This is a genomic window from Barnesiella sp. B2-R-119, from assembly GCF_023656675.1.
Lineage (GTDB): Bacteria > Bacteroidota > Bacteroidia > Bacteroidales > Barnesiellaceae > Barnesiella > Barnesiella intestinihominis.
This window is the reverse complement of sequence record NZ_JAMOKL010000001.1, coordinates 188,447-210,601: the sequence shown is the minus strand read 5'-3', so window position 1 is coordinate 210,601 and position 22,155 is coordinate 188,447. Positions and strand designations below refer to the sequence as shown.

Sequence of the window (22,155 nt, the reverse complement as noted above, 5' to 3'; positions counted from 1 at the left end):
AAATCATGAAAAAGTATTTGGCAGAGATGGTGGGTACTATGGTACTCGTGTTGATGGGTTGTGGAAGTGCTGTATTTGCGGGCAATATAGCAGCTGCTTGCGGTGCGGGAGTAGGAACGTTGGGCGTTGCTATGGCATTCGGCCTTTCTGTGATTGCTATGGCTTATACAATTGGCGGTATATCGGGTTGCCACATCAATCCGGCTATTACGTTGGGTGTATGGTTGTCTAAACGAATGAACGGGAAGGAGGCCGCCATGTATATGGTCTTTCAGATAATCGGAGCGATTATTGGATCGTCTATTATTTATGCTTTGGTTTCTACGGGCGGTTCATCGGGAGTGACTACGACGGGAGCCAATAGTTTCGGAGACGGAGAAATGTTACAGGCATTCATCGCCGAGACAATCTTTACGTTTATTTTTGTATTGGTGGTATTGGGTGCGACCGATGAGAAAAAAGGAGCGGGCAATTTCGCAGGATTGGCTATCGGTCTTACTTTGGTGTTGGTTCATATTGTTTGTATCCCTATTACGGGAACATCGGTAAATCCCGCTCGTAGTATTGCTCCGGCTCTGTTTGCAGGAGGAGAAGCTCTTTCACAGTTGTGGTTGTTCATTGTAGCGCCGTTTTTCGGAGCTGCGTTGTCTGCAATGGTTTGGAAAGGACTGATGGGTGACAATAAGGAATAATATAGTTTTTCTACGATAAAATAAAGGGGCTGCTTTTCAAGGCAGCCCCTTTATTTTATGGATTGTAAAAAACGATGCCTTTAATATATAACCCTCCAATTTCTTGCGGGTTGTTCATATAGCCGTCCAAAGACAGAGGAAGTATGTATGTATTGTTGCCTCGGAAAGACCAAATCGTGTCGTTGGAATTTACTTTGTAGTTTTGTTTTTTTAGTAGGTCGACTAGCGGATAAACGGCGACAACGGTACTGTCTGGCCCCAATATTTCCACATTGTCGCTGTTTGTTCGGATATTTGAATTTTCATCGAAAAACAGGGCGTATTGGTAATCTTTTATATTTATGTTTTTGCCTTCGTAAGAATCCGATTGGTAGTAGGAAAAATAGATGCGATGATTTTCCTGTGAGCGATTCAATGCAGATGTTATCCCTTGTGTGAGTTTGGAAAATTGCATCGAGGAAACGGAATCGGTGAACCAGACTTGTATATCTTTTGCCCCATAATTCTCTGTGAGATAGAGAAGGTCATCTTGTAGTCGGGTGGCATCAATAGAGTCGAGCTGGGTGCACTGGGTTTCTAAACTGTCGAATGTAAGAAGATTGTTTGTCCCGAGTTTGTTATTTTGAATGAGTGTATCTATCCGCTTGTGCATGGTATACCGGGTAATTTCGCTGAATCTCCACGGGCCGATTGATGAGATGAGGAAAAGAAGAATAAATGAGATGAACGGGATTTTTATTTTTTTACCAGATGTAAAAATGGTATACAAGGCAGTCGTATAGCACCAAAAGTTGAGCAGCAGTATGTATAGGCGGTTAGTCGTGATACCATAGTCTTGAAAGCGGCGGATTATACCGACAGTCATTAAGATTAATAGTGGGAGAAGCAGTATGCCGAACCATTGCCTGAAAAATTTCAAAGGACGATTCTCTTGTATGCATAACGGATATAGTATAAAAAGGGTGATTGTTCCGCCTATGGTGAGAATGGAGACTAGTGCGGAGACCCAACCATCGGGAAGTTGCCACTGAATTATGATTTTTATTAAATAGGCATAAAGGATTGTTCCGTAGAGTATGAGGAGGGGTAATAGTATATATAAACCTAGAATTTTCCATGCTTGGGCAAACGAATGCACCTTTGTTTCGGTTATCGAGGCGATAGGAATGTTGCCTAGCAGATAGAAAGGAAAGAACAAGGTATAGCAAAGTACATGTATGTTTGAATACATCTCGCTTTTGAATTCACAGCCGAACAGAGTATCGGTAGAAAATAACGCCAGAGAGAGGCCGGCTGCCAAGACCGATGCAAAAAGTAAGCCTGTTAGTATTTGAATACACAACAGATAGGAGAAATTCCAAAAAGAGGTATCGGTGTCCTTTTTCAAAAAGGCAACCCAAAATAAGGACGAAAAAAATGTTACGATAGGAGCTATGAAAGCAAGTGCCCCGAAGAAATGTTCGGGAGTATCGTTCGAAATGTAGCCGTACAAGCTCCATAATAGTACAGCGAGTAGGGATACTGAATGTCGTATAGTGGGGTTCAAACGGTTCTCGAAGCAGAGGACGATACTTGCAGCGAGAGGTAATGCTCCTACCCATACGTACCAATAGGAGGGTTCGTAGAGTATGCTTCCTTTTAATTGCTCATAGGGGAGGTTGACGAGTAATAGCAGAGAAATACACAACCCGATTGTTGCTGTTGCTGCGACCGGAAATCGTTTGAGCGCATTCAAAAGGGTTTCGGTGATGGATTGCCAACGAAAGGTATTTATTCTGTTGAGCATAGTTGAATGATGTTGTTGGTGAAGAATAAATCCCCTAAGTACACGTGTTGTTAAGAACGTACTTAGGGGATTCGGAAATATGTCAACAATGTTATTTATTGACTTTGAACTTCTCTATACCGTCTTTTAGGTATCCGACCGATTGTCGGGCGGCAGCGATACCTGCATTGATGTTCGCTTCGGCGGTTTGGGCTCCCATTTTTTTCGGAGTGAAGAATACTCGGTTGCCGAATTTCTCTTTTAAAGTGTCGGCAATAGTCGGTGCAACATCGGCTACATAGTGAAAATCGGTACGTTCTTCGAGTATGCGTGCCAGATCTTCTTCATATATCACCTCTTTACGCGCCGTGTTGATGAGAAGAGCTCCTTTGGGCATAAGCGAAAGCAACGAGTAGTTGATCGATTGCTTCGTTTCGGCCGTAGCCGGGATATGCAGCGATACGAATTGACATGTTTTATAAAGCTCTTCGGCCGATGCGACAGGCGTTACACCGTCTTTTTTCATCACATCGTCGGGGCAATAAGGATCGAATGCATAAACTTCCATGTCGAATCCTTTGGCGATACGGGCCACATTACGACCTACTTGTCCGTAGGCATGGATTCCTAGTTTTTTCCCCTTCAATTCCGTACCCGATGTTCCGTTGAAATGATTTCGTATCATTAAGATAGTCATACCGAACACGAGCTCGGCCACAGCGTTGGAGTTTTGTCCGGGGGTGTTCATTACACATACTCCTTTGGCAGTAGCCGCGTTGAGGTCGATATTGTCATAACCCGCTCCGGCACGTACTACGATTTTTAATTTTGGGGCAGCGTCAAAAACTTCGGCATCGACGATATCGCTGCGCACAATGAGGCCTTCAACATCTTCGACTGCTTTTAGTAGAGCGGCTTTATCGGGGTATTTTTCCAAAAGAACCATTTCGACACCTGCGTTGTCGAGAACTTCTTTGATTCCATTTACTGCAACGGCGGCAAATGGCTTTTCAGTAGCAACTAATACTTTCATGGTTTTTCTATATTAGTGTTTCTTTTCAAATTCTTTCATGGTAGCTATGAGGGCTTCGACACTCGATTTAGGCATAGCGTTATAAATGGAAGCTCTGAATCCACCTACCGAACGGTGTCCTTTAATACCTACCATGCCTTGTGAGGAGGCAAATTCGATAAATTCACTTTCGAGGTCTTTATATTCTTCTTTCATAACGAAGCAGACATTCATGATGGAGCGATCTTCGTGAGCTGCTGTTCCGACGAAAATTTTACTGGAATCGATAGCATCGTAGAGGATTGCTGCTTTTTCCAAATCACGTTTTTCCATCTCTTTGATACCTCCCATCTCCTTATAATATTTCAAGGTCTGCAATGCCGAGTAGATGGGGAGACAAGGAGGCGTATTGAACATCGATCCTTTTTTGATGTGGGTACGATAGTCGAGCATGGTGGGGATAGCCCGGTCTACATGTCCGAGAGCCTCTTCTTTGACAATTACGATAGTAACTCCGGCAGGGGCTAAATTTTTTTGAGCTCCGGCGTAGATGACGTTATATTTGGAAACGTCGATAGGTCGGGAGAAAATATCGGAAGACATATCGGCTACAAGAGGTACATTTACGTCTGGGTCAAATCGCATTTCTGTTCCGTATATCGTGTTGTTGGAGGTAAAGTGGAAATAATCAACATCATCGGGGACAGTATATCCTTTGGGGATATAAGAGAAGTTGGCTTCTTTCGAAGAAGCGACGACATCTACTTCTCCGAACAATTTAGCTTCTTTGATTGCATTTACAGCCCATGTTCCGGTTTCGAGGTAAGCAGCTTTACGGTTCAACAAATTATATGGAACCATACAGAATTGCATGCTAGCCCCTCCACCTAAAAATAGGACATCATATCCGGCAGGGATTTCGAGCAACTCTTTTACTAGGGTTTTAGCTTCTTCGATAACCGCTGTAAATTCTTTGCTACGATGTGAAATTTCCAACAGAGACAGACCTGTATCTGCGAAATTAAGTACGGCATCCGCTGTGTTTTTAATGGTGTATTCGCTCAGAATAGAAGGGCCTGCATAGAAATTGTGCTTCTTCATAACGATCTTTGTTTAGTAGTTTGGTATAATTTGGTTTTGATAGATTACAAAAGTAATTCTTTTTTTTCTTAGTTTTTCTGCGCTTTGAAATATTTTGTTACAAAAATTTACAAAATGACGGCTATTTGTTAGCCCGAGATGGCATTTCGACAGATTATTTGTATCGGTCTTTCCATAGCTTATTTAGATGATCTTTTAGCTTGTTCTCCGCAACGTTATCCTGAGGCTTCCACCAATTATTGTTTTTCAACTCGTTTGGTAAATATTGCTGATTGACGAAGTTACCCGTATAATCGTGTGCATATTTGTAATTTTTTCCATACTCCAACTCTTTCATCAATTGTGTCGGTGCATTCCTAAGATGTAACGGAACAGGAAGGTTTCCTGTTGCTTTTACCGTTTCCAGTGCTTGATTTATCGCCATGTAGGCCGAATTGCTTTTGGGTGAACTAGCCAGATAGATTGTCGTTTCGGCCATGATAATGCGGCTCTCCGGCCACCCTATATTTTGTACAGCATCGAAGCAAGCGTTGGCTAAAAGTAGGGCATTGGGGTTTGCGAGTCCTACATCTTCGGAAGCCAATATAACCAATCGTCGTGCGATGAAAGCGGGGTCTTCACCTCCTTCGACCATGCGGGCAAGCCAATAGATTGCGGCATCCGGGTCACTACCTCGTATGGATTTGATAAAAGCCGATATGATATCGTAGTGCATTTCACCGTTTTTGTCGTAGGCAGCAGGATTTTGTTGTAACCGTTCCGTTACAATCGCATCGTCGATGATTATTTTTTCGTTCTCTCCGACCGCTTGGGATACGAGATCGATGATATTTAGTAGCTTTCGGGCATCCCCTCCTGAATAACGAAATAGAGCATCGGTCTCTTTTACTTCTATATCGCGTTCTTTTAGATAGATATCGGAATGTATAGCTCTGTCGAGCAGTAGCTGCAAGTGCTTTACTTCAAGCGATTTGAGGACATATACTTGACAACGAGAGAGCAGGGGGCGTATTACTTCGAAAGAGGGATTCTCGGTCGTTGCTCCGATGAGCGTCACCGTACCGTATTCGACCGCGCCGAGGAGAGAGTCTTGCTGTGATTTACTGAACCGGTGGATTTCATCGATAAACAATATGGGACGTACTTTGGAAAAAATATTGGCTTTGCATCGGTCTATTACTTCGCGAACTTCTTTTACGCCGGATTGTACAGCACTCAATGTGAAGAACGGTGCTTGTAATTGTTGCGATATGATGTGGGCCAGAGTTGTTTTCCCAACACCCGGAGGCCCCCAAAGAATGAAAGACGAAATTTTTCCCCCATCGATCATACGCCGCAGTACGGCTCCCGGTCCTACCAGATGTTCCTGTCCGATGTATTCGTCTAAGTTTTTGGGTCTTAGTCTTTCTGCCAGAGGTTGTAACATAAATTACTTATTTCTGTTGATACAAATATACTTGTTTTGGACCGTTTTTGCAAGGAAAGAAACGGAAAGATAGATCCGTTTATGAGAAGTATGAAAATCGGCTGGTTTTTGGAGTAATAAGTAAAAAACTGTTATCTTTATTCCGCAAATTTAATTAGATATGTCATGAAGAGACTTTTTCTTTTTTTCTTGTTAATTGGATATTGGTCGGTAGTAAGAGCTTCGGATACAGTTTTTATAAAAGAGGCACAAGTCCCCATTTTGATAGAACGGCAGGATAATCTATTATTTTATCTTCGATTCGATGCACGAGACAGCCGAATGCTTGATGGAGTAACAGTAGATTTGTCGAGGTGTAAAAATCTCGACGATATTCAATCTGTGAAGCTCTATTATGGTGGAACAGAAGCCCGTCAAGAGGAAGATAAGAATCGATTTGCTCCGGTTAGTTATATTTCGAGTTTCAGTCCCGGTAAGACATTGTCGGCATATCCTTCTTATTCGATAAAATGTGCCGAGGAATCGAATGTGTCTGAGTCGGTGGTTTTGAAATGTAATTACAAATTATTCCCGGGAGTTAATTTCTTTTGGGTGAGTTTGCAGGTGAAACCCGGCACATCTCTTTTATCTAAGGTGACGGCCGATTTGAGTTCTGTGACAATAGACGGGAAAGAGGCTGTTTGTAAAAAAATGTCGCCCGACGGTATTGTACACCGCATGGGAGTAGGCGTTCGTCATGCTGGTAACGACGGTGTTTCGGCGTTTCGTATTCCCGGATTGGTCACTACGAATAAAGGTACATTGTTGGGTGTGTATGATGTGCGTTATAATAGTAGCGTGGATCTGCAAGAACATGTAGATGTTGGATTGAGCCGTAGTACCGATGGCGGGAGAACATGGGAGAAAATGAGATTGCCGCTTTCTTTCGGAGAGACCGGAGGCTTGCCGGCTGCCCAAAATGGGGTAGGAGACCCTTCTATCTTGGTTGATACAAAGACAAATACAGTGTGGATTGTCGCGGCGTGGACACACGGTATGGGGAATCAACGGGCATGGTGGAGTTCACAGCCGGGAATGGAAAAGAGCTATACGGCTCAACTCGTGATGACGAAGAGTACCGATGACGGCAAAACTTGGTCGAAGCCGATTAATATAACCGGGCAGGTGAAAGATCCTTCTTGGTATTTCCTACTTCAAGGGCCGGGACGAGGTATTACCATGCAGGACGGCACGTTGGTATTTCCCATTCAGTTCATAGATTCGACTCGTATTCCGAATGCTGGTATTATGTATAGTAAGGACCGGGGTAAAACTTGGAATATACATAATCTGGCACGGACAAATACGACAGAGGCTCAGGTCGTGGAGATAGAGCCGGGGGTGTTGATGTTGAATATGCGGGATAACCGGGGTGGAAGCCGAGCCGTAGCCATAACCGAGGATTTGGGAAAAACATGGACCGAGCATGAGTCGTCCCGAAAAGCTTTGCAAGAACCTGTGTGTATGGCGAGTCTGATTCATGTTCGTGCCGAAGATAATGTATTGGGTAGGGATATCCTTCTTTTCTCGAATCCCAACACGAAGAAGGGGCGCAACCATATTACGATTAAAGCCAGTTTAGATAAAGGCCTGACGTGGTTGCCAGAAAATCAAGTGATGTTGGACGAAGATGAGGGGTGGGGGTATACCTGTCTGACCATGATCGATCGTGAGACAGTGGGTATTTTATATGAGAGTAGCGTGGCTCACATGACTTTCCAAGCTATTAAGTTGAAAGACTTAATTCGGGAGTAACAATTCTCCATTTTGTTAAAAGTGCTAAATTTAAACATTCCGCAGAAAGTGTGGTTAAACCTTTGGACAAAAACAGAGTCTTATAAACAGATTCGCGAATAAATAAATTGAAGAAAACTTTTTAATGAAAGGAGAAAATTTATGAAAAAGGCAATAGTATCGTTCGCTTTTGTTCTCGTTTTATCGATGAGTTCATTTGCCGGTAATAAAGAAAAGAACGAACGGAGAGAGAAATGTGAATTCCCTTGTGAACAAATGGTGAAAGATTTGAATCTTAGCGAAAAACAGCTTTCTCAATTAAAAGAAGCCGATAAGACGTTCGATACGGAAGTAAAAGCGATTCGAGAGAAAAAGAGGGAATTTGAGAAATCGAATCGAGAATCGATGAAAGCAGCTAAGGTTCGTCGGGATTCCACATTTAAATCTATTCTAACCAAAGATCAGTATATTCAGTATTTGGAACAGAAAGTGGCACGATTGGAAAGACGAGCAGACCGCGATTCTTGGCGTGAAAGATTTAGGGCTCCATTTATGGTGAAAGATATGAAGCAGGGGCGTCTTAATCCCTTGCCGTGGAGTGAAAAGAATGTAGAAAAATAAAGAACAGTGAATAAATAGGTTTTCGGTAGGAAAGAAAGGCTGCTATGCATTGCATAGCAGCCTTTGCTTTTTATCTCGTTTCAGTTACGAAATACGATTTTGTCATTTTCGGTATCGACTATGATAGGCTTCGATCGGTCTACTTTCTGGGCCAGCAGGTCTTTCGACAACTGGTTCAAGATAAGCCGGTGTATCACTCGTTTTACCGGACGTGCTCCAAACTCAGGGTCGTAGCCTTCGGCTGCAATCAAGCCCAGAGCTTTGGGTGTAATTTCGAGTGTGACACCGTTTTTCTCCAACATCTTTTTGATGTTGTCGATTTGTAACGACACAATCTCTTCGATTTCTTTCTCGCTCAACGGGGTGAACATAATCGTTTCGTCTATACGGTTGAGAAATTCGGGACGTATGGTTTGTTTCAACATATTCAAGACCGCTTCTTTTGTTTTTTCGATGACTTCGGTTTTGTTGGCAGGAGTCATCTTTTCAAAATTTTCGCGTATCAAGGCAGAACCCATATTCGAAGTCATGATGATAATGGTGTTTTTGAAATTAACCAATCGGCCTTTGTTATCGGTCAATCGTCCGTCATCGAGTACCTGCAACAGAATGTTGAAGATGTCGGGGTGAGCCTTTTCTATTTCGTCGAACAAAACCACCGAATAAGGTTTACGCCTGATCGCTTCGGTCAGTTGACCGCCTTCATCGTATCCAACATATCCCGGAGGGGAACCGATGAGACGAGTGGCACTGAATTTCTCTTGATATTCACTCATGTCGATACGAGTCATCATGTTCTCGTCGTCAAACAGATATTCGGCAAGAGCTTTCGCTAACTCGGTTTTACCCACACCGGTCGTACCGAGGAAGATGAACGACCCGATAGGCCTACGAGGATCATTCAATCCGGCACGACTCCGACGAACAGCATCGGCAATGGCAGTGATGGCCTCGTTTTGACCTACAACTCGTTTGTGCAGTTCCTCTTCGAGGTGGAGCAGTTTGTCTTTTTCGCTTTGCATCATTTTGTTTACCGGAATGCCCGTCCAGCGAGATACGACATCGGCGATGTCCTCGGCATCGACTTCTTCCTTAATCATAGCTTTGTCGCCTTGCAACTCGTGTAGCTTTTGTTGCGTGGCATGGATTTCGTCTTCTTTTTGTTTGATTTTGGCATACCGTATTTCGGCTACTTTACCATAATCGCCCTCTCGTTCGGCTTTATCGGCTTCGAAACGTAAGTTCTCGATGTCGATTTTGTTTTGCTGTATGCGGTTAACCAGTTCTTTTTCCGATTGCCATTTGGCTCTGAATTTAGTTTCCTCTTCTTTCAGGTCGGCAATTTCTTTGGCTAACAGTTGCAGCTTTTCGGTATCGTTTTCACGTTTGATAGCTTCGCGTTCGATTTCCAATTGTTTGATCCGTCGGGATATTTCGTCCAAAGCCTCGGGAACCGAATCTACTTCTATGCGCAGTTTTGCTGCCGCTTCGTCCATCAAGTCTATGGCTTTATCGGGTAGGAATCGGTCTGTTATATATCGTTCGGATAATTGTACGGCTGCTATGATTGCATCGTCTTTAATCCGCACTTTATGGTGATTTTCATACCGCTCTTTCAGACCTCTCAAAATCGAGATAGAGCTCATTTCGTCGGGTTCGTCGACCATGACGATTTGGAACCTACGTTCGAGAGCTTTGTCCTTTTCAAAATATTTTTGATATTCGTCGAGCGTGGTAGCGCCGATAGACCTCAATTCTCCTCTTGCCAAAGCCGGTTTCAGAATATTGGCAGCATCCATTGCTCCGTCGCCTTTACCGGCTCCCACCAACGTGTGTATCTCGTCGATAAAGAGGATAATTTCTCCCTCGCTTTGAATGACTTCGTTGACTACCGATTTCAACCTTTCTTCAAATTCTCCTTTGTATTTGGCTCCGGCAACCAAAGCTCCCATGTCGAGAGAAAAGATTTGTTTGCTTTTCAGGTTCTCGGGAACGTCTCCGCGTACGATACGATGCGCCAGTCCTTCGGCTATGGCTGTTTTACCCGTACCCGGTTCACCTATCAAGATAGGATTGTTTTTGGTTCGGCGACTCAAAATTTGTAATACTCGTCTGATTTCTTCGTCTCGTCCGATAACAGGGTCGAGTTTCCCGTTACGGGCACGTTCGTTCAAATTGATTGCATATTTGCTCAATGCATTGTAGGTGTCTTCGGCCGAAGCTGCGGTTACTTTCTTCCCTTTTCGCAATTCGTCGATAGCTGCGCCCAGTTCTTTTTCGGTTATGCCTGCATCTTTCATGAATGCAGAGGCCGGACTTTTCACGAGGAATAATCCCATGAGCATGGCTTCCAATGCCACGAACTGGTCTCCGTGTTTATTGGAATAGTCGATTGCTTTTTGTAAGGCATCGTTAGTTTCCCGACTCAGATAGGGCTCACCTCCGTTCACTTTCGGAAGCGATTCTATTTCTCTGTCGACTTGGTTGTTTAGCAACCCTGCGTTGACTCCCAATTTTTGAAAAAGGTATGAGGTAAGACTTTCGCCTACTTGCAAGATACCTTTTAGAAGGTGTACCGGTTCTATGGATTGTTCGTTGTGATTACGAACAATCTCCACAGCCTTTTGGATAGCCTCCTGCGATTTGATTGTGAAATTGTCGAAATTCATATATTTATTCTCCTTTCTATTTTATCTTTTTTTTGTTTTTACATTGGGATATAGTCAAAAGAAATGCCAACCGTGTTTTAATGAAATATTGTCTGATAATCAATCTGTTAATATGACATAATGTCTGTATTCCCGATACGATGGAAAGGTTCGGATCTATAAGAAGTTCATTTATAATTCTTTTTGTTTCTGACAAAATGACTTGTTTATTTTTTACAACACGGATGCAGCATAGAAAGTTCGAAGGAACAGAGGCTATCGGGTCTCGTTTATTTTCGGTGAAGATGCTGCGGAGATGGTATCGATAGCCGTTTGGGGACGCTCTTTTCCAAAGAGCGGTGCTGTAAATTTCGGCTTGGAAGGTTCGACGATGGTATCGTTTTTCAGTAAGGTGGATATCTGAACGGGATTGGCAATCGTACTTACCGGGACATTACGTTTCCATTCGATGCTTCGTTCTATTGAATCAGTCTCATGTTTGGTGAGCGGGCGGGTAGTGTTCCCGAAAAGGGTCATTAAAACCATTTTGGTGCGTAGGGCCCTTTTCTTGCGTTGCCAGTTACGGTATATTTCGACAGGGTCGAGGAGTCCCACATAAGAGACACCTATACCGAAGGGCATGGTGTTGGGTGCACTCATCGACCAGCTGTTGACAGGAGCGGGTTTGTCATTGGAGAGAGGCTGTAACAAGTTACGTAATACAAACATATCGACCATTCGCGCGATTGTTTCGTCGTGAAGGCTGGCTATGCTGTCTTTCACTGCGTGCAGTAAAATTACGTTTAACATGAATTCCGATGGATTTTCGGGAAACATGGTTGAGGGACGCATGATGTTTAAAGAGGCGGATTCGAGGTGCTCGTTCAGCTTTTTCTGCATGAACCGATCGTTGGGTGTAGAAGAGGGTAGCTGTTCGGTACGGGGCCACGACAATTCACCTCCTTTTATTTCCAATTCCGACCCATTGCCCGGCCGCATGGGAGGAGGCGTGGAAGATTGGGCATATGCGGTGTGGCAGAAAAAAGACAGCCCGCATGTCCAACATAAAAAAACTATTATCGTTCGAGGCGTCAGCATAACAGCTGCAAATATATCTTCTATTTGATAAACTACTCGATGTTTAAAAAGAAATTAACCGATATAATATTATATAAACGTATTTGTAAATACTCCGTAGGATAAAGATATCGAAGTAATTCTTTTTAATGTTTTTTATGTTTATCGGTGTGTCTTGTCGTTTTTAGTGAAAATCAAGTTTATTTGATTTTGTCCATCATTTGCTTCTGACAGCAGTTCGCATTTTTTTGACGACAGTCCAAGACAGGCATGACCCAACAGGGCTAAAATAAATTTTGTTCTATATTCGCCTTGCATTATCTTTGTTCCCGAATAAAAGAAAGAAACTGTTTTGAATTTTTTCGAGCAGATGTTGTCAATCAGTTTTTCTGTTTTTTCATTTGTGTTATTTTTTCGAGTAAAAAGGACGGACAATGGATTTTGAACTGGTACAAACCGATGAGTGTACCCATGCGAGGGCCGGAGTGATAACGACCGATCATGGGAAGATACAGACCCCTATATTTATGCCGGTAGGGACGGTGGCCTCGGTCAAGGCTGTGCATCAACGCGAGTTGAGGGACGATATTAAGGCGCAAATAATCTTGGGGAATACCTATCATCTGTATTTACGTCCGGGATTGGATATATTGCGTCAGGCCGGTGGACTGCACCGGTTTAACGGTTGGGAACGTCCTATTCTTACCGATAGCGGGGGATTTCAGGTTTTTTCTTTGTCCGACCGTCGGAAATTGACAGAAGAGGGGGCTCACTTTCGTTCGCATATCGATGGTTCGAAACATCTTTTTACTCCCGAAAATGTGGTAGATACCCAACGTATTATCGGTGCTGATATTATGATGGCGCTCGACGAGTGCACTCCGGGCGATGCCGATTACGACTATGCCAAGAAATCATTGGCCTTGACACGCCGTTGGCTCGACCGGGGCTGGAAACACTTTTGCGAAACAGAGGGTTTGTATGGTTATAAGCAAACTTTTTTCCCGATTGTACAAGGCTGTGTCTATCCCGATTTGCGTATAGAGGCCGCGAAGCATGTCGCCGATTTGGGAGCTGACGGTAATGCCATCGGCGGATTGGCGGTGGGTGAGCCTACGGAAAAAATGTATGAGATGATAGAGGTTGTCAACGAGGTCTTGCCTCGGGATAAACCACGTTATCTAATGGGGGTGGGGACACCGGCCAATATATTGGAAGGTATAGAACGGGGTGTCGATATGTTCGACTGTGTGATGCCTACTCGCAATGGACGCAATGGTATGCTGTTTACCCGTAACGGTATCATGAATATGCGGAATAAAAAGTGGGCCGATGATTTTTCTCCTCTCGACCCGGAGGGAACTTCTTATGTCGATACATGTTACAGTAAAGCCTATTTGCGCCATTTATTCATTAGTGAAGAAATACTGGCCATGCAGATAGCCTCGATACATAATCTGGCATTTTATGTATGGCTTACTCAGGAGGCACGTCGTCAAATTTTAGCCGGTACATTTAAATCGTGGAAAGACGAGATGATCTGCCGGGTGACTACACGATTGTAAAGAGGAACGAGATGAAGATATTGAAAAAAATAGATATCTATATTATCAAGAAGTTCTTGGGAACTTACTTTTTCGCGATAGCTTTGATTCTCGCTATCACGGTCATGTTCGATATTAACGAGAAATTGGATTCATTTTTGAAAGCGCCTTTGTCGGCGACGATATTCGACTATTTTTTCAATTTTCTTCCCTACTTTGCCAATTTGTTTAGTCCTCTGTTTACTTTTATCGCTGTTATATTTTTTACCTCCAAGTTGGCCGACAACTCCGAGGTTATAGCCATGTTGTCGAGCGGTATCAGTTTCAAGCGATTGTTTGTGCCTTATATGGTTTCGGCTGCCATTATCGCTGCATTGAATCTCTATTTGAGTTGCTATGTAATACCACCGGCCAATGTGACTCGTATCGAGTATATGAATACGTATGTCAAAAATAAGCGGGTAGATTATGCCAGTAATATTCAGTTACAGGTAGAGCCGGGGGTAATAGCCTATATATCGCGCTATGACAATAGCAACAAAACCGGCTATCGTTTTTCTTTGGAGAAGTTCGACAAGAAAGTCCTTCAATCCCGATTGACTGCTCAAACCATTCATTACGATTCGGCTTATCACTGGCGGGTTAACAATTATGTGATTCGTAATTTCAACGGTATGCGGGAGGAATTGATAAAAGGGGCGACTCTCGATACGATTGTGCCCATAGAGCCTTCGGATTTCTTGATTTCTCAGAACGATAGCGAAGTGATGACTACTCCCGAGCTACGGCGTTATATTATCCGTCAAAAAGAGAGAGGGGTCGCCAATATAAAAAATTTTGAAATAGAATATGAGCGGCGTTTCGCAATGGCTGCCGCGGCATTTATCTTGACAGCCATCGGCATGTCGTTGTCTTCCCGCAAGGTAAAAGGGGGTATGGGTATCAATATCGGTATAGGCTTGCTGTTAAGTTTCTCATATATATTATTCTCTACCGTGACCTCTACCTTTGCGGTATCGGGTGCTACTTCACCTATGTTGGCGATGTGGATACCCAATATCATCTATACGGTAATAGCGATCGTGCTATATAAGAAGGCTCCTAAGTAGCTTCGCTTTCGAACATATTAGTAAAGAAAGGCAGCTTAAATTTTTTATTATAAAAATTAATAGTTATCTTTACTAAATTATTTTTTAAATTTTCAGATATAATAATGATTCAAGAAGATTTTGAGCAGCATGTGGTAAAACTGCAAAATGCTCTGTTAGGCTTTGCCAAAAGTCTGACTCACAATGAAGACGAGGCGAAAGACCTATTGCAAGAAACATCGCTTAAAGCGTTGAGCAATAAAGCGATGTATGATGATTCCGGAAGCATTAAAAGCTGGTTATATACTATTATGCGTAATCTTTTCTTGAATTGTCGTCGCCATTCGTCTCGGCAAGAAGCTCTCCCTATCGACTTTGAGATACCGGATACCGATGATGTGCAAAGTGGAATAGAGGGAGAAGACTCTTTTTCTACAACCGACGTTCAACGCATTATGGATTTGTTGTCTATTGACAATCGTATTCTTTTTGGTTTATACTTGCAAGGATATCGTTATGACGAAATAGCCGACCGTTTACAAATGCCTTTGGGGACGGTGAAGGTGAGAATATATCGAATCAAGCAAGAATTGAGAACATATAAGAAGCAGTTGGTATAACTTATCGCTTGTTGATAATAAGATAAAAAGCCCCGGATTCTCACGAGCCCGGGGCTTTTTCGTTTATTTAAATCAGGAAGTCGAAAGAGTCTATTGAATATTGGCCCCGCCTCCCATACCGCCGGATCCACCACTGCTTTCGCTTTTTACATCGTCGTTGGTGATACTGCGTCGAGCTTTCTTAACCGATTCTTTCATTTGCCCGAAACGATAGGTGACTCCTAAGCGTACGTATTGACAAGGATTGTAGTTGTAGCTATCTATACGATATGCATCGTTTTTAATGTGCATGGTAAATTTGCGTTCTTTTGAAAAGGGATCGCTTACCGAAAGGTTCAGTTGAAGTTTCTTTTCAAAAAATGATTGGCTGACACTGAACCCGCAAAATGCCATTGGTGCAGATGTTCCTACCAGCATGCGAAATCCGGAGTAGTAGCCGACGTTGGCACTTATTGCACCGTCTTTCCATGCGTTCCAACGTGCGCCGAGGTATCCGTTGTAATTCCAGCCTTTGTTGGAATATCCTGCCGCTTTGGAGCTATAATCTCCATATCCTCCGGAGAGGTTGGTGTAGATGCTGAGGGTGGGAATGATATTTCCCGAAAAAAATACGTTCAAGTTACATTCTCTGGCTTTTCCGATATTGTCGTAGGTTACGTTGGCTACACCGTCTTCGTCCATGAAAATAGTTTGTTCTATCCCATTGTTTTGTATGCGTCCATTCAGTTCGGTGGACAAGTTCAGCCCTTTTGCCGTAAATAATGTGTATCCTAAGGAAAAAGTATGTGATATTTCCGATTCCAAATTAGGGTTACCATATACCAGTTGCATGGGGGTCGAACTGTCTTTAAACGGATTTAGCTGCCAAATTCCGGGTCTGCTAAGCCTTTGAGTATAGGATAGTTTGAAAGTTTGCATGTCTCGGGGTTGCCACGATAGGGTGACGTAAGGTACAATGTTGAAAAAATTGTTATCGAACTTTGTTTTTTGGGGTGTTTCCGAGACGTCGTAACTTGTGGTGCGGCCATCGTTCCAAGTCGATTCTAATCGGGCTCCCACTTTCCCGCTCCATTTCTTAACTTTTAGTACATATCCGGCATAGACGCCTAAGATATGTTGTGTATAGTCGAGGTCATTGACCGGGAGCGGTGTTTGTTTCCAATCTTCGGTTGTTTCGTCCCAAATGTTTTTGTCTCTATCTCCGTCGCTTACGTTACAGCGCATGATGTATTTTACTCCGCCCTCGATTTGATGCATATCGGTCAAGGGGTCGAAATAGTCTATCTGTATGGTTTGTTCGGTTCCGTGAGCTTTGTTTTTACTTTTTTCGATGTAGCTTTTTGAATTGATAATCCCTTGATTTTCGGTTGTGTAGTCCGAGTTGTTGGGATTGTACTCGAATTGATACGAGGCTGTTAGCGTGCGGTCTTTTTTTGCGAAGGAGCGTTGATAGTCGAGAGTACCCGATACAGAACCGTAGTCGCTGCTGGAACTTCCTAACGAAAGATATTGACTGCTGATATCGTTGGAGCGATTGAAATAGGTTTGATTCAAGTCATTTGTCGATTTGTTGTTTCCCAACCAGCCCCATGCCGAGAAACTGATGAGGTTAAGCGTGTCTATTTCATAACTGGCTTCGATGGACATGTTATGTCCGGCTCCCCGATATTTGGAAGAACCATATGCTTCGGAGCGGTAAAATTCATCGTTGGCAAACGTCTCCATAAAAGCTTTCGAGTGACCTCCGTCACCGTTGGTATAACGATTCCCGGAGTATCTGCCGGAGAAAGCGAATTTCCCGATTTGGGAAGAGAGATAGACGTTTCCCCCGAAGCCTCCATAGGTGTCGGCATTTGCACCTACACTACCTACGATGCCGTTGGTTTCCCGCCGGGAAACTGTGATGATGTTGATGATACCGCCTACACCTTCGGCCTCGTATTTGGAAGAGGGATTCGTGATAACTTCGATATTTTTAATCGTATTGGCCGGCATACTTTTGAGAACTTCTTTGACATTGTCTCCCGACATTACTGCCGAACTTTTTCCATTGACCAATACTTTATAGTTGCTTTGTCCGTTCAACCGTATATTTTCTTCGGCATCGACTGTAATCATGGGAACCTTCCTAAGCATATCCAGTGCATTGTTGCTGGCAGCGTCTGGATCGGCTTCCATATCGTAAGTGATTTTATCGATGTCGCTTTTTATTAAAGGTTTTTGAGCGACCACTGTTACCTCGGATAACTCTGAACTTTCTGTAAGTTTTATGGTTCCTAAATCTTTATTTTTTTCATTTTCCGAAAGTGATATATCGACGTATTTTGTTCCGTAGCCAACCGATGAGACGACCAGACGGTAATTTTGACCCGCCGAAGCTGTGATCGTAAACTTCCCTAAGGCATCCGAAGCGATTCGGCTCAATACTTTTCCTTCGTTGTTCTCTATCCCTATGGTGACAAACGGAATAGCTTCTCCGCTAATCGAATCGGCAACAGCCCCGTTTATTTTACAAGCGGTAGGGGCTGCTTGTGCCGCAGTACATAATGAGAATATAAATCCCAATAATATACCTAATTTGAAAACTCTTTTCATTTTTTACCAGATAAAATGTATTGTAGTTTAGTGAAATGATTTGTATTATTCGTCGGTTTTGACATTGATTTTCATTTTGAACGTTCCATGAGTTTCGGTACTGTCGTTATTCGTTTCGGAACCTATGGTTATATTATATTCATTGGACCATGTGTTAACACCGATATTATTGTTGACGAGAGAGAAATCTCTGTATTTTTCTGGAAAAATGGCTGTGCCTATGTTGTTCTCGGTTATTTCCATCGGACGGTTTGTGCAGCTCAATGCAATCAGTCCACCGATGTTATTTTGAAGGAGGCGGATAGGAGCGGTATTTATGCTGTCTTGGAATATTAAGGTCCCTAAGTTTGATGAGACGATATCTGTTTCGCCCGAGGAATTGAGACTAATCTTACTGAGATTGGCATTTGCGATCTTGAATTTTATGTTCGGATTTTTGTTTTCGATAATTAGATTTACTTCTTCCTCATAAATGATTTTGTAACTACTATGGGCGTTTCCCGATATACGAATCGTATCTTCGTCGTATCTGTGATTGTCGATAAGAGTCGACTCAGAATCGGCATCGGTCGTAATATTGATTGTAGTGCCGATACTGTCGCTCCCGAAATATTCTTCGGTAATGATATATCGGGTAGGGGTATTCGGATCCGATTTATTCCATAGGGTTTGTATGCCTTTAAGTTTTGATTCGGGAGATAGGTTGTTGACCGTTTTTACGATTACGATAGGAGTGATTATTAGCAAGACGAGGAAAATAATCAGTATAATAGTAGAGCGTTTCATAATTGTGTGTTTGATGTTTTGGAATTTAATTTATCGATGAATTGTTTATACATGAGATCGATTTCTTCCATAGAAATGTTGAGTGTATATATCTGTATGAAGAAACGTTGTAATTCGTTTTTAAGGAACTCGTTACGGCGGTAGCTCTTTATTTTTATTTTGGCATCGGGCGAAACGAAGAACCCTATGCCTCGTTTGTTGAAGATGATGCCCTGGGTCTGCAAGAATTCATAAGAGCGCATGACCGTGTTGGCATTCACTTCCACGAGTGCGGCATATTCGCGTACCGAAGGTATACGGCTCCCGATGGCATAGTGCCCTAACAGAATCTCGTCGCTGATTCGTTCGGCTATTTGTAAGTAGATGGTTTGGTTCTCTTTGAATTGCATGGCTATCGTTTGGTTTCATTTATTTCCAATTCTTTCAGTCTCAAATATCCGATGTATCCTAAAATAGTTGTCTCGGCGATTTGGACGGTATTTATAAGCCAAAAGAAATTTGAGCTGTTATCGAAAAATTTTCCTATAAAAAGGTAGGAAACGGCTGAGCCGATTTCTTCATTTGTCAGAAATAAGGAGCAAGAAAATGAAAATACAATAGAAAAAAGAAAAAGAGCCGATACCGTTTTCAAGAAGCTGTTCTTCTGCCACAATGTGGCGCCGAGTGTGAATGTCGCGATTGTGCTAAGTACGGAGGTAACAAAGAATATCGTGGTAAACCCACTGTTTTTCCACATCGAGAAGCAACCCTGCAAAGGTGTTCCCGGATTGAATATTTCGCCTCTTATGGTAGAAGATATTAGCTCCGATGCATATTGGGCTACGACAATGGCTGCGAAAAATAGTAAAGGATATAGGACAATGATCGACAATAGATGTGCGATATATTTTTCGGCTGTCGATACTGGAACGGTAAGATAGACTACTCGTTTAGGACGTATCCCTATTTGGTCGGCGAGACTTGAACTACTTTTGGCGATATAGATGAAAAATCCGAGCCAAATAAGCATTTGTGCACCGCTTGATGTAATGAACGGCTGGCCGTCCGTATGGAAAATAAACATCAATAATGTATAAATGCCGGTCAAGGATATAAATTGCAGGGAGAGTCCTCTTTTCCATTCATATACTTGTTTGGTGCAATATTTCCAAAAACGTTTGGGCTGGAATATATGGGCCGTCACAGACCATCTGAAATAGCCTAAACTGAATTTCCCGATTCGTACGGGATCGATGATATCGGTTTCTTTCATGTTCGTATTATTTTGCGGAGGAATTGAATATATTATGAATTACTTCGGGGTCACCTATTGTACAGTTGAAGAGCATTTCAATATCGATTAGCGACTCTTCATCGGTTTCATTGGGCAATATAGCACTATATCCCGCGATAGTCGATACTTTATAGAATGCACCGGCAATCTCACTTTCGTTGCCTCCTTTAATGAACCGAAGTCGAGAGCTTATCGTGTGGGTATCGGCATCGAGTAGTAGAAGTCCGTTGTCGAGTATGGTGATGTGATCGATCATGTTTTCTAAGTCGCGTACTTGATGGGTAGATATGGCTATGCTTTTTTGCTCGTTCATACCCGATGCAATGACTTTACGGAATTGGCTTTTTGAAGGAATGTCCATACCGTTGGTCGGTTCGTCCATGAGTAATAAAGGTGTGTTTGTCGCAAGAGCGAAACTGACCAAATATTTTTTCTTTTGTCCCATAGAAGTTTTGGCTAGATTTTTTGTGTGTTCTAACTCAAAATCGGAAAGATATTGATTGAATTGATCGATGTTGAAGTTGGGATAAAACACACTGTTCCGACGGACATAATCGTCGATCGATATGGAAGGGAGATCGAATTCTTCGGGCACAAGGAAAATTTTTTCTAAGGTTTCGGGTAATCGGCGTTTTACTTCAATCCCGTCGAACCGGATAGAACCTTTGTGAGGAAACATCAATCCGCACATCATGTAAAGAAGGGTCGATTTCCCGATCCCGTTCTTCCCTAAGAGCCCGTAAACCGAGCCGGGCTGTATAGTCAGGTTTATCCCATTGAAGATAGGGTTCCCTTTTTTGTGATAACTAAATTCAAGATTTTCAATTTGTAACATGGTGTTTACAATTTGTAGTGTTATACTGTTTATGTGTATTAGTTTAATAGTACACTGCAAATGTAGATAATATTTTTTTTATAGCAACAAAAAAACTTATTTTTTTTTCATCGATTTGCAAAAGACATTTTGGATTTGTACTTTTACCCAATAAAAAAATGAAGCTATGAGTCAGGAAGAAGATTTGTTTGCATACGACGAAGACGATGCTGTTCGATATATATTAAATGTATTGCCGCAAGAGTTGAAGGAAAAATATACCCATGACGATATTATCTATGTTACCGATGTTGTGTATGATTACTACGATCAAAAGGGATTGTTCGACGAGCAGGCCGGAGAAGAAGTAGAACTTGATGAAGAGGACATTATTGCTTTTGCTTGTAAAAGCGCACGTAAAGATGGGGTGAAAATAGAAGACGAGGATATGCCGTTTCTGGTTCGGGGAGAATTGGATTATGAAGAGTCTTTGGGCGTTTTTTGATTAGGGTTCTATGAGAAAAATCGTATTTATATTATTGGCGGTCGTTATATGTTTTTCCCCGGTAGGTGTTTCTTCACAGAATATTTTTCAGAAAGCTGCGAATAAAATATCTTCTTGGTTTTTGGGTGGGGAAAAGGAGCGAGCTTCCGATAAAACGGGACATATAGATATTACGCAGTTGACTCTCGATGAAAATCTTTCTATTCCAGATTTAGGTAAACAGGCTCGTAAGATACGGACTGCCCAATCTAGGGAAATGAAACGTTTGCAAAAAGCTCGGTTGTCCGATTTGAAGTTAATTCGCAATTATGAAGTTCTTAAAGCGACCTTATCGGCTTCGAATCTTTTTTTACCGAACGATACCGTGTTGAGCGATAGGGCCGACATTTATTTGCGACCTTTTTTGGCCGCTTTGCGAGTACCCGATTTCTATCATGTCATGTTGGTGATGCATAGTGACGATACGGGTTCGGAGGCTTATAGTCTTGATTTGACCCGAGCCCGTGCTCATGCTGTTCGCGATTGGTTTACGCGAAATGGAGGAAATACGGATTTTGTCGTTATTTATGAAGCCGGTGCGTTCGATCCGATTGCTTCGAATGAAACTTTGGAAGGACGGGCACGGAATCGTCGCCTCGATATATATTTGATTCCGGGAGAGAAAATGGTAGACATGGCTCGTCGGGGAGAATTGGATAAACGATAGCTCTCGTTGTTTCACAGGAATTTGTTTTTAACTTATCGGCTTTTTCTCTATTTTTGCACGAAAATGTAGAATAGAGGATATAAAAATCTTGTGTAATAAATTAACAGCA

19 protein-coding genes are annotated in these 22,155 nt (G+C 42.5%); 8 read left to right on the top strand and 11 right to left on the bottom strand.

Translation table 11 applies throughout. The features are described 5' to 3' along the window. Positions 1-2 precede the first annotated feature (2 nt). Positions 3-692 carry an MIP family channel protein gene (locus NBH06_RS00835; protein WP_337761901.1) on the top strand — a complete coding sequence of 230 codons (690 nt, stop codon included), beginning with the start codon at positions 3-5 and terminating at the stop codon, positions 690-692. Positions 693-747: 55 nt separating this feature from the next. On the opposite strand, the gene NBH06_RS00830 is transcribed toward NBH06_RS00835, so the two are convergent. The 4 genes from NBH06_RS00830 to NBH06_RS00815 all read right to left on the bottom strand — a co-directional run bounded on the left by NBH06_RS00830 (position 748) and on the right by NBH06_RS00815 (position 5,996). Next, complete coding sequence (locus tag NBH06_RS00830) at positions 748-2,478, bottom strand: DUF4153 domain-containing protein (protein WP_250792308.1); 1,731 nt, start codon at positions 2,476-2,478, stop codon at positions 748-750. A 91-nt stretch (positions 2,479-2,569) separates the two neighbouring features. Next, on the bottom strand, positions 2,570-3,490 hold the full coding sequence (locus NBH06_RS00825; protein ID WP_250792306.1) for an NAD(P)-dependent oxidoreductase: 921 nt from the start codon (positions 3,488-3,490) through the stop codon (positions 2,570-2,572). A gap of 12 nt (positions 3,491-3,502) precedes the next feature. After that, positions 3,503-4,570, bottom strand: a complete 1,068-nt coding sequence (gene serC, locus NBH06_RS00820) for a 3-phosphoserine/phosphohydroxythreonine transaminase (protein WP_250792304.1) — start codon at positions 4,568-4,570, stop codon at positions 3,503-3,505. Positions 4,571-4,724: 154 nt separating this feature from the next. Further along, positions 4,725-5,996, bottom strand: a complete 1,272-nt coding sequence (locus tag NBH06_RS00815; RefSeq protein WP_250792302.1) for a replication-associated recombination protein A — start codon at positions 5,994-5,996, stop codon at positions 4,725-4,727. A gap of 165 nt (positions 5,997-6,161) precedes the next feature. Between NBH06_RS00815 and NBH06_RS00810 the strand changes: the two genes are divergently transcribed. Together NBH06_RS00810 and NBH06_RS00805 are read left to right on the top strand one after the other, a co-directional pair. Further along, the gene (locus NBH06_RS00810; RefSeq protein ID WP_195342499.1) at positions 6,162-7,790 is read left to right on the top strand and encodes a sialidase family protein; all 1,629 of its coding nucleotides are present in this window, start codon (positions 6,162-6,164) and stop codon (positions 7,788-7,790) included. Between the two features lie 141 nt (positions 7,791-7,931). Continuing rightward, positions 7,932-8,390: a DUF4890 domain-containing protein gene (locus tag NBH06_RS00805; RefSeq protein ID WP_250792300.1), complete on the top strand. Its 459-nt coding sequence runs from the start codon at positions 7,932-7,934 to the stop codon at positions 8,388-8,390. 80 nt (positions 8,391-8,470) lie between these two features. Here the strand turns inward: NBH06_RS00805 and clpB are convergent, their stop codons facing one another. Both clpB and NBH06_RS00795 read right to left on the bottom strand, forming a co-directional pair. Continuing rightward, positions 8,471-11,059 (bottom strand): ATP-dependent chaperone ClpB, encoded by a 2,589-nt coding sequence (gene clpB / locus NBH06_RS00800; protein ID WP_250792298.1) that lies wholly within the window; start codon positions 11,057-11,059, stop codon positions 8,471-8,473. Positions 11,060-11,314: 255 nt separating this feature from the next. After that, positions 11,315-12,136, bottom strand: coding sequence for a hypothetical protein (locus NBH06_RS00795; protein WP_250792296.1), 822 nt, complete (start codon positions 12,134-12,136; stop codon positions 11,315-11,317). A gap of 413 nt (positions 12,137-12,549) precedes the next feature. On the opposite strand from NBH06_RS00795, the gene tgt reads away from it, so the two are divergent. The 3 genes from tgt (at position 12,550) to NBH06_RS00780 (ending at position 15,367) form a co-directional block, all read left to right on the top strand. Then, on the top strand, positions 12,550-13,680 hold the full coding sequence (gene tgt, locus NBH06_RS00790) for a tRNA guanosine(34) transglycosylase Tgt (protein ID WP_155012291.1): 1,131 nt from the start codon (positions 12,550-12,552) through the stop codon (positions 13,678-13,680). Positions 13,681-13,691: 11 nt separating this feature from the next. Continuing rightward, a complete protein-coding gene (locus NBH06_RS00785; RefSeq protein WP_155012365.1) occupies positions 13,692-14,768 on the top strand; it encodes an LptF/LptG family permease in 1,077 nt (358 codons plus the stop codon). 104 nt (positions 14,769-14,872) lie between these two features. Further along, complete coding sequence (locus tag NBH06_RS00780) at positions 14,873-15,367, top strand: RNA polymerase sigma factor (protein ID WP_155012292.1); 495 nt, start codon at positions 14,873-14,875, stop codon at positions 15,365-15,367. A 90-nt stretch (positions 15,368-15,457) separates the two neighbouring features. On the opposite strand, the gene NBH06_RS00775 is transcribed toward NBH06_RS00780, so the two are convergent. The 5 genes from NBH06_RS00775 to NBH06_RS00755 are packed head-to-tail and all read right to left on the bottom strand — an operon-like array spanning position 15,458 to position 20,856. After that, the gene (locus NBH06_RS00775) at positions 15,458-17,962 is read right to left on the bottom strand and encodes a TonB-dependent receptor (RefSeq protein ID WP_250792294.1); all 2,505 of its coding nucleotides are present in this window, start codon (positions 17,960-17,962) and stop codon (positions 15,458-15,460) included. A 45-nt stretch (positions 17,963-18,007) separates the two neighbouring features. Next, the gene (locus NBH06_RS00770) at positions 18,008-18,748 is read right to left on the bottom strand and encodes a hypothetical protein (RefSeq protein ID WP_250792292.1); all 741 of its coding nucleotides are present in this window, start codon (positions 18,746-18,748) and stop codon (positions 18,008-18,010) included. Beyond that, the gene (locus NBH06_RS00765) at positions 18,745-19,137 is read right to left on the bottom strand and encodes a GntR family transcriptional regulator (RefSeq protein WP_046410296.1); all 393 of its coding nucleotides are present in this window, start codon (positions 19,135-19,137) and stop codon (positions 18,745-18,747) included. Before NBH06_RS00765 ends, NBH06_RS00770 begins: the two co-directional genes overlap by 4 nt. Before the next feature lie 2 nt (positions 19,138-19,139). After that, positions 19,140-20,000, bottom strand: coding sequence for a hypothetical protein (locus NBH06_RS00760; protein WP_046410298.1), 861 nt, complete (start codon positions 19,998-20,000; stop codon positions 19,140-19,142). A 7-nt stretch (positions 20,001-20,007) separates the two neighbouring features. Further along, complete coding sequence (locus NBH06_RS00755; RefSeq protein ID WP_250792289.1) at positions 20,008-20,856, bottom strand: ABC transporter ATP-binding protein; 849 nt, start codon at positions 20,854-20,856, stop codon at positions 20,008-20,010. A gap of 166 nt (positions 20,857-21,022) precedes the next feature. Between NBH06_RS00755 and NBH06_RS00750 the strand changes: the two genes are divergently transcribed. After that, positions 21,023-21,340: a hypothetical protein gene (locus NBH06_RS00750; protein WP_021892172.1), complete on the top strand. Its 318-nt coding sequence runs from the start codon at positions 21,023-21,025 to the stop codon at positions 21,338-21,340. 10 nt (positions 21,341-21,350) lie between these two features. Continuing rightward, positions 21,351-22,046: an OmpA family protein gene (locus tag NBH06_RS00745; protein WP_155012298.1), complete on the top strand. Its 696-nt coding sequence runs from the start codon at positions 21,351-21,353 to the stop codon at positions 22,044-22,046. Positions 22,047-22,155: the final 109 nt, after the last annotated feature.

What these genes read in the sequence shown, in the direction of transcription:
- NBH06_RS00765 (WP_046410296.1), bottom strand. Translation starts at nt 19,137, where the DNA reads ATGCAATTCAAAGAGAACCAAACCATCTACTTACAAATAGCCGAACGA.
- NBH06_RS00775 (WP_250792294.1), bottom strand. Translation starts at nt 17,962, where the DNA reads ATGAAAAGAGTTTTCAAATTAGGTATATTATTGGGATTTATATTCTCA.
- NBH06_RS00745 (WP_155012298.1), top strand. Translation starts at nt 21,351, where the DNA reads ATGAGAAAAATCGTATTTATATTATTGGCGGTCGTTATATGTTTTTCC.
- NBH06_RS00810 (WP_195342499.1), top strand. Translation starts at nt 6,162, where the DNA reads ATGAAGAGACTTTTTCTTTTTTTCTTGTTAATTGGATATTGGTCGGTA.
- clpB (WP_250792298.1), bottom strand. Translation starts at nt 11,059, where the DNA reads ATGAATTTCGACAATTTCACAATCAAATCGCAGGAGGCTATCCAAAAG.
- NBH06_RS00825 (WP_250792306.1), bottom strand. Translation starts at nt 3,490, where the DNA reads ATGAAAGTATTAGTTGCTACTGAAAAGCCATTTGCCGCCGTTGCAGTA.
- NBH06_RS00785 (WP_155012365.1), top strand. Translation starts at nt 13,692, where the DNA reads ATGAAGATATTGAAAAAAATAGATATCTATATTATCAAGAAGTTCTTG.
- NBH06_RS00750 (WP_021892172.1), top strand. Translation starts at nt 21,023, where the DNA reads ATGAGTCAGGAAGAAGATTTGTTTGCATACGACGAAGACGATGCTGTT.
- NBH06_RS00760 (WP_046410298.1), bottom strand. Translation starts at nt 20,000, where the DNA reads ATGAAAGAAACCGATATCATCGATCCCGTACGAATCGGGAAATTCAGT.
- NBH06_RS00830 (WP_250792308.1), bottom strand. Translation starts at nt 2,478, where the DNA reads ATGCTCAACAGAATAAATACCTTTCGTTGGCAATCCATCACCGAAACC.
- NBH06_RS00815 (WP_250792302.1), bottom strand. Translation starts at nt 5,996, where the DNA reads ATGTTACAACCTCTGGCAGAAAGACTAAGACCCAAAAACTTAGACGAA.
- NBH06_RS00755 (WP_250792289.1), bottom strand. Translation starts at nt 20,856, where the DNA reads ATGTTACAAATTGAAAATCTTGAATTTAGTTATCACAAAAAAGGGAAC.
- NBH06_RS00795 (WP_250792296.1), bottom strand. Translation starts at nt 12,136, where the DNA reads ATGCTGACGCCTCGAACGATAATAGTTTTTTTATGTTGGACATGCGGG.
- NBH06_RS00780 (WP_155012292.1), top strand. Translation starts at nt 14,873, where the DNA reads ATGATTCAAGAAGATTTTGAGCAGCATGTGGTAAAACTGCAAAATGCT.
- NBH06_RS00770 (WP_250792292.1), bottom strand. Translation starts at nt 18,748, where the DNA reads ATGAAACGCTCTACTATTATACTGATTATTTTCCTCGTCTTGCTAATA.
- serC (WP_250792304.1), bottom strand. Translation starts at nt 4,570, where the DNA reads ATGAAGAAGCACAATTTCTATGCAGGCCCTTCTATTCTGAGCGAATAC.
- NBH06_RS00805 (WP_250792300.1), top strand. Translation starts at nt 7,932, where the DNA reads ATGAAAAAGGCAATAGTATCGTTCGCTTTTGTTCTCGTTTTATCGATG.
- tgt (WP_155012291.1), top strand. Translation starts at nt 12,550, where the DNA reads ATGGATTTTGAACTGGTACAAACCGATGAGTGTACCCATGCGAGGGCC.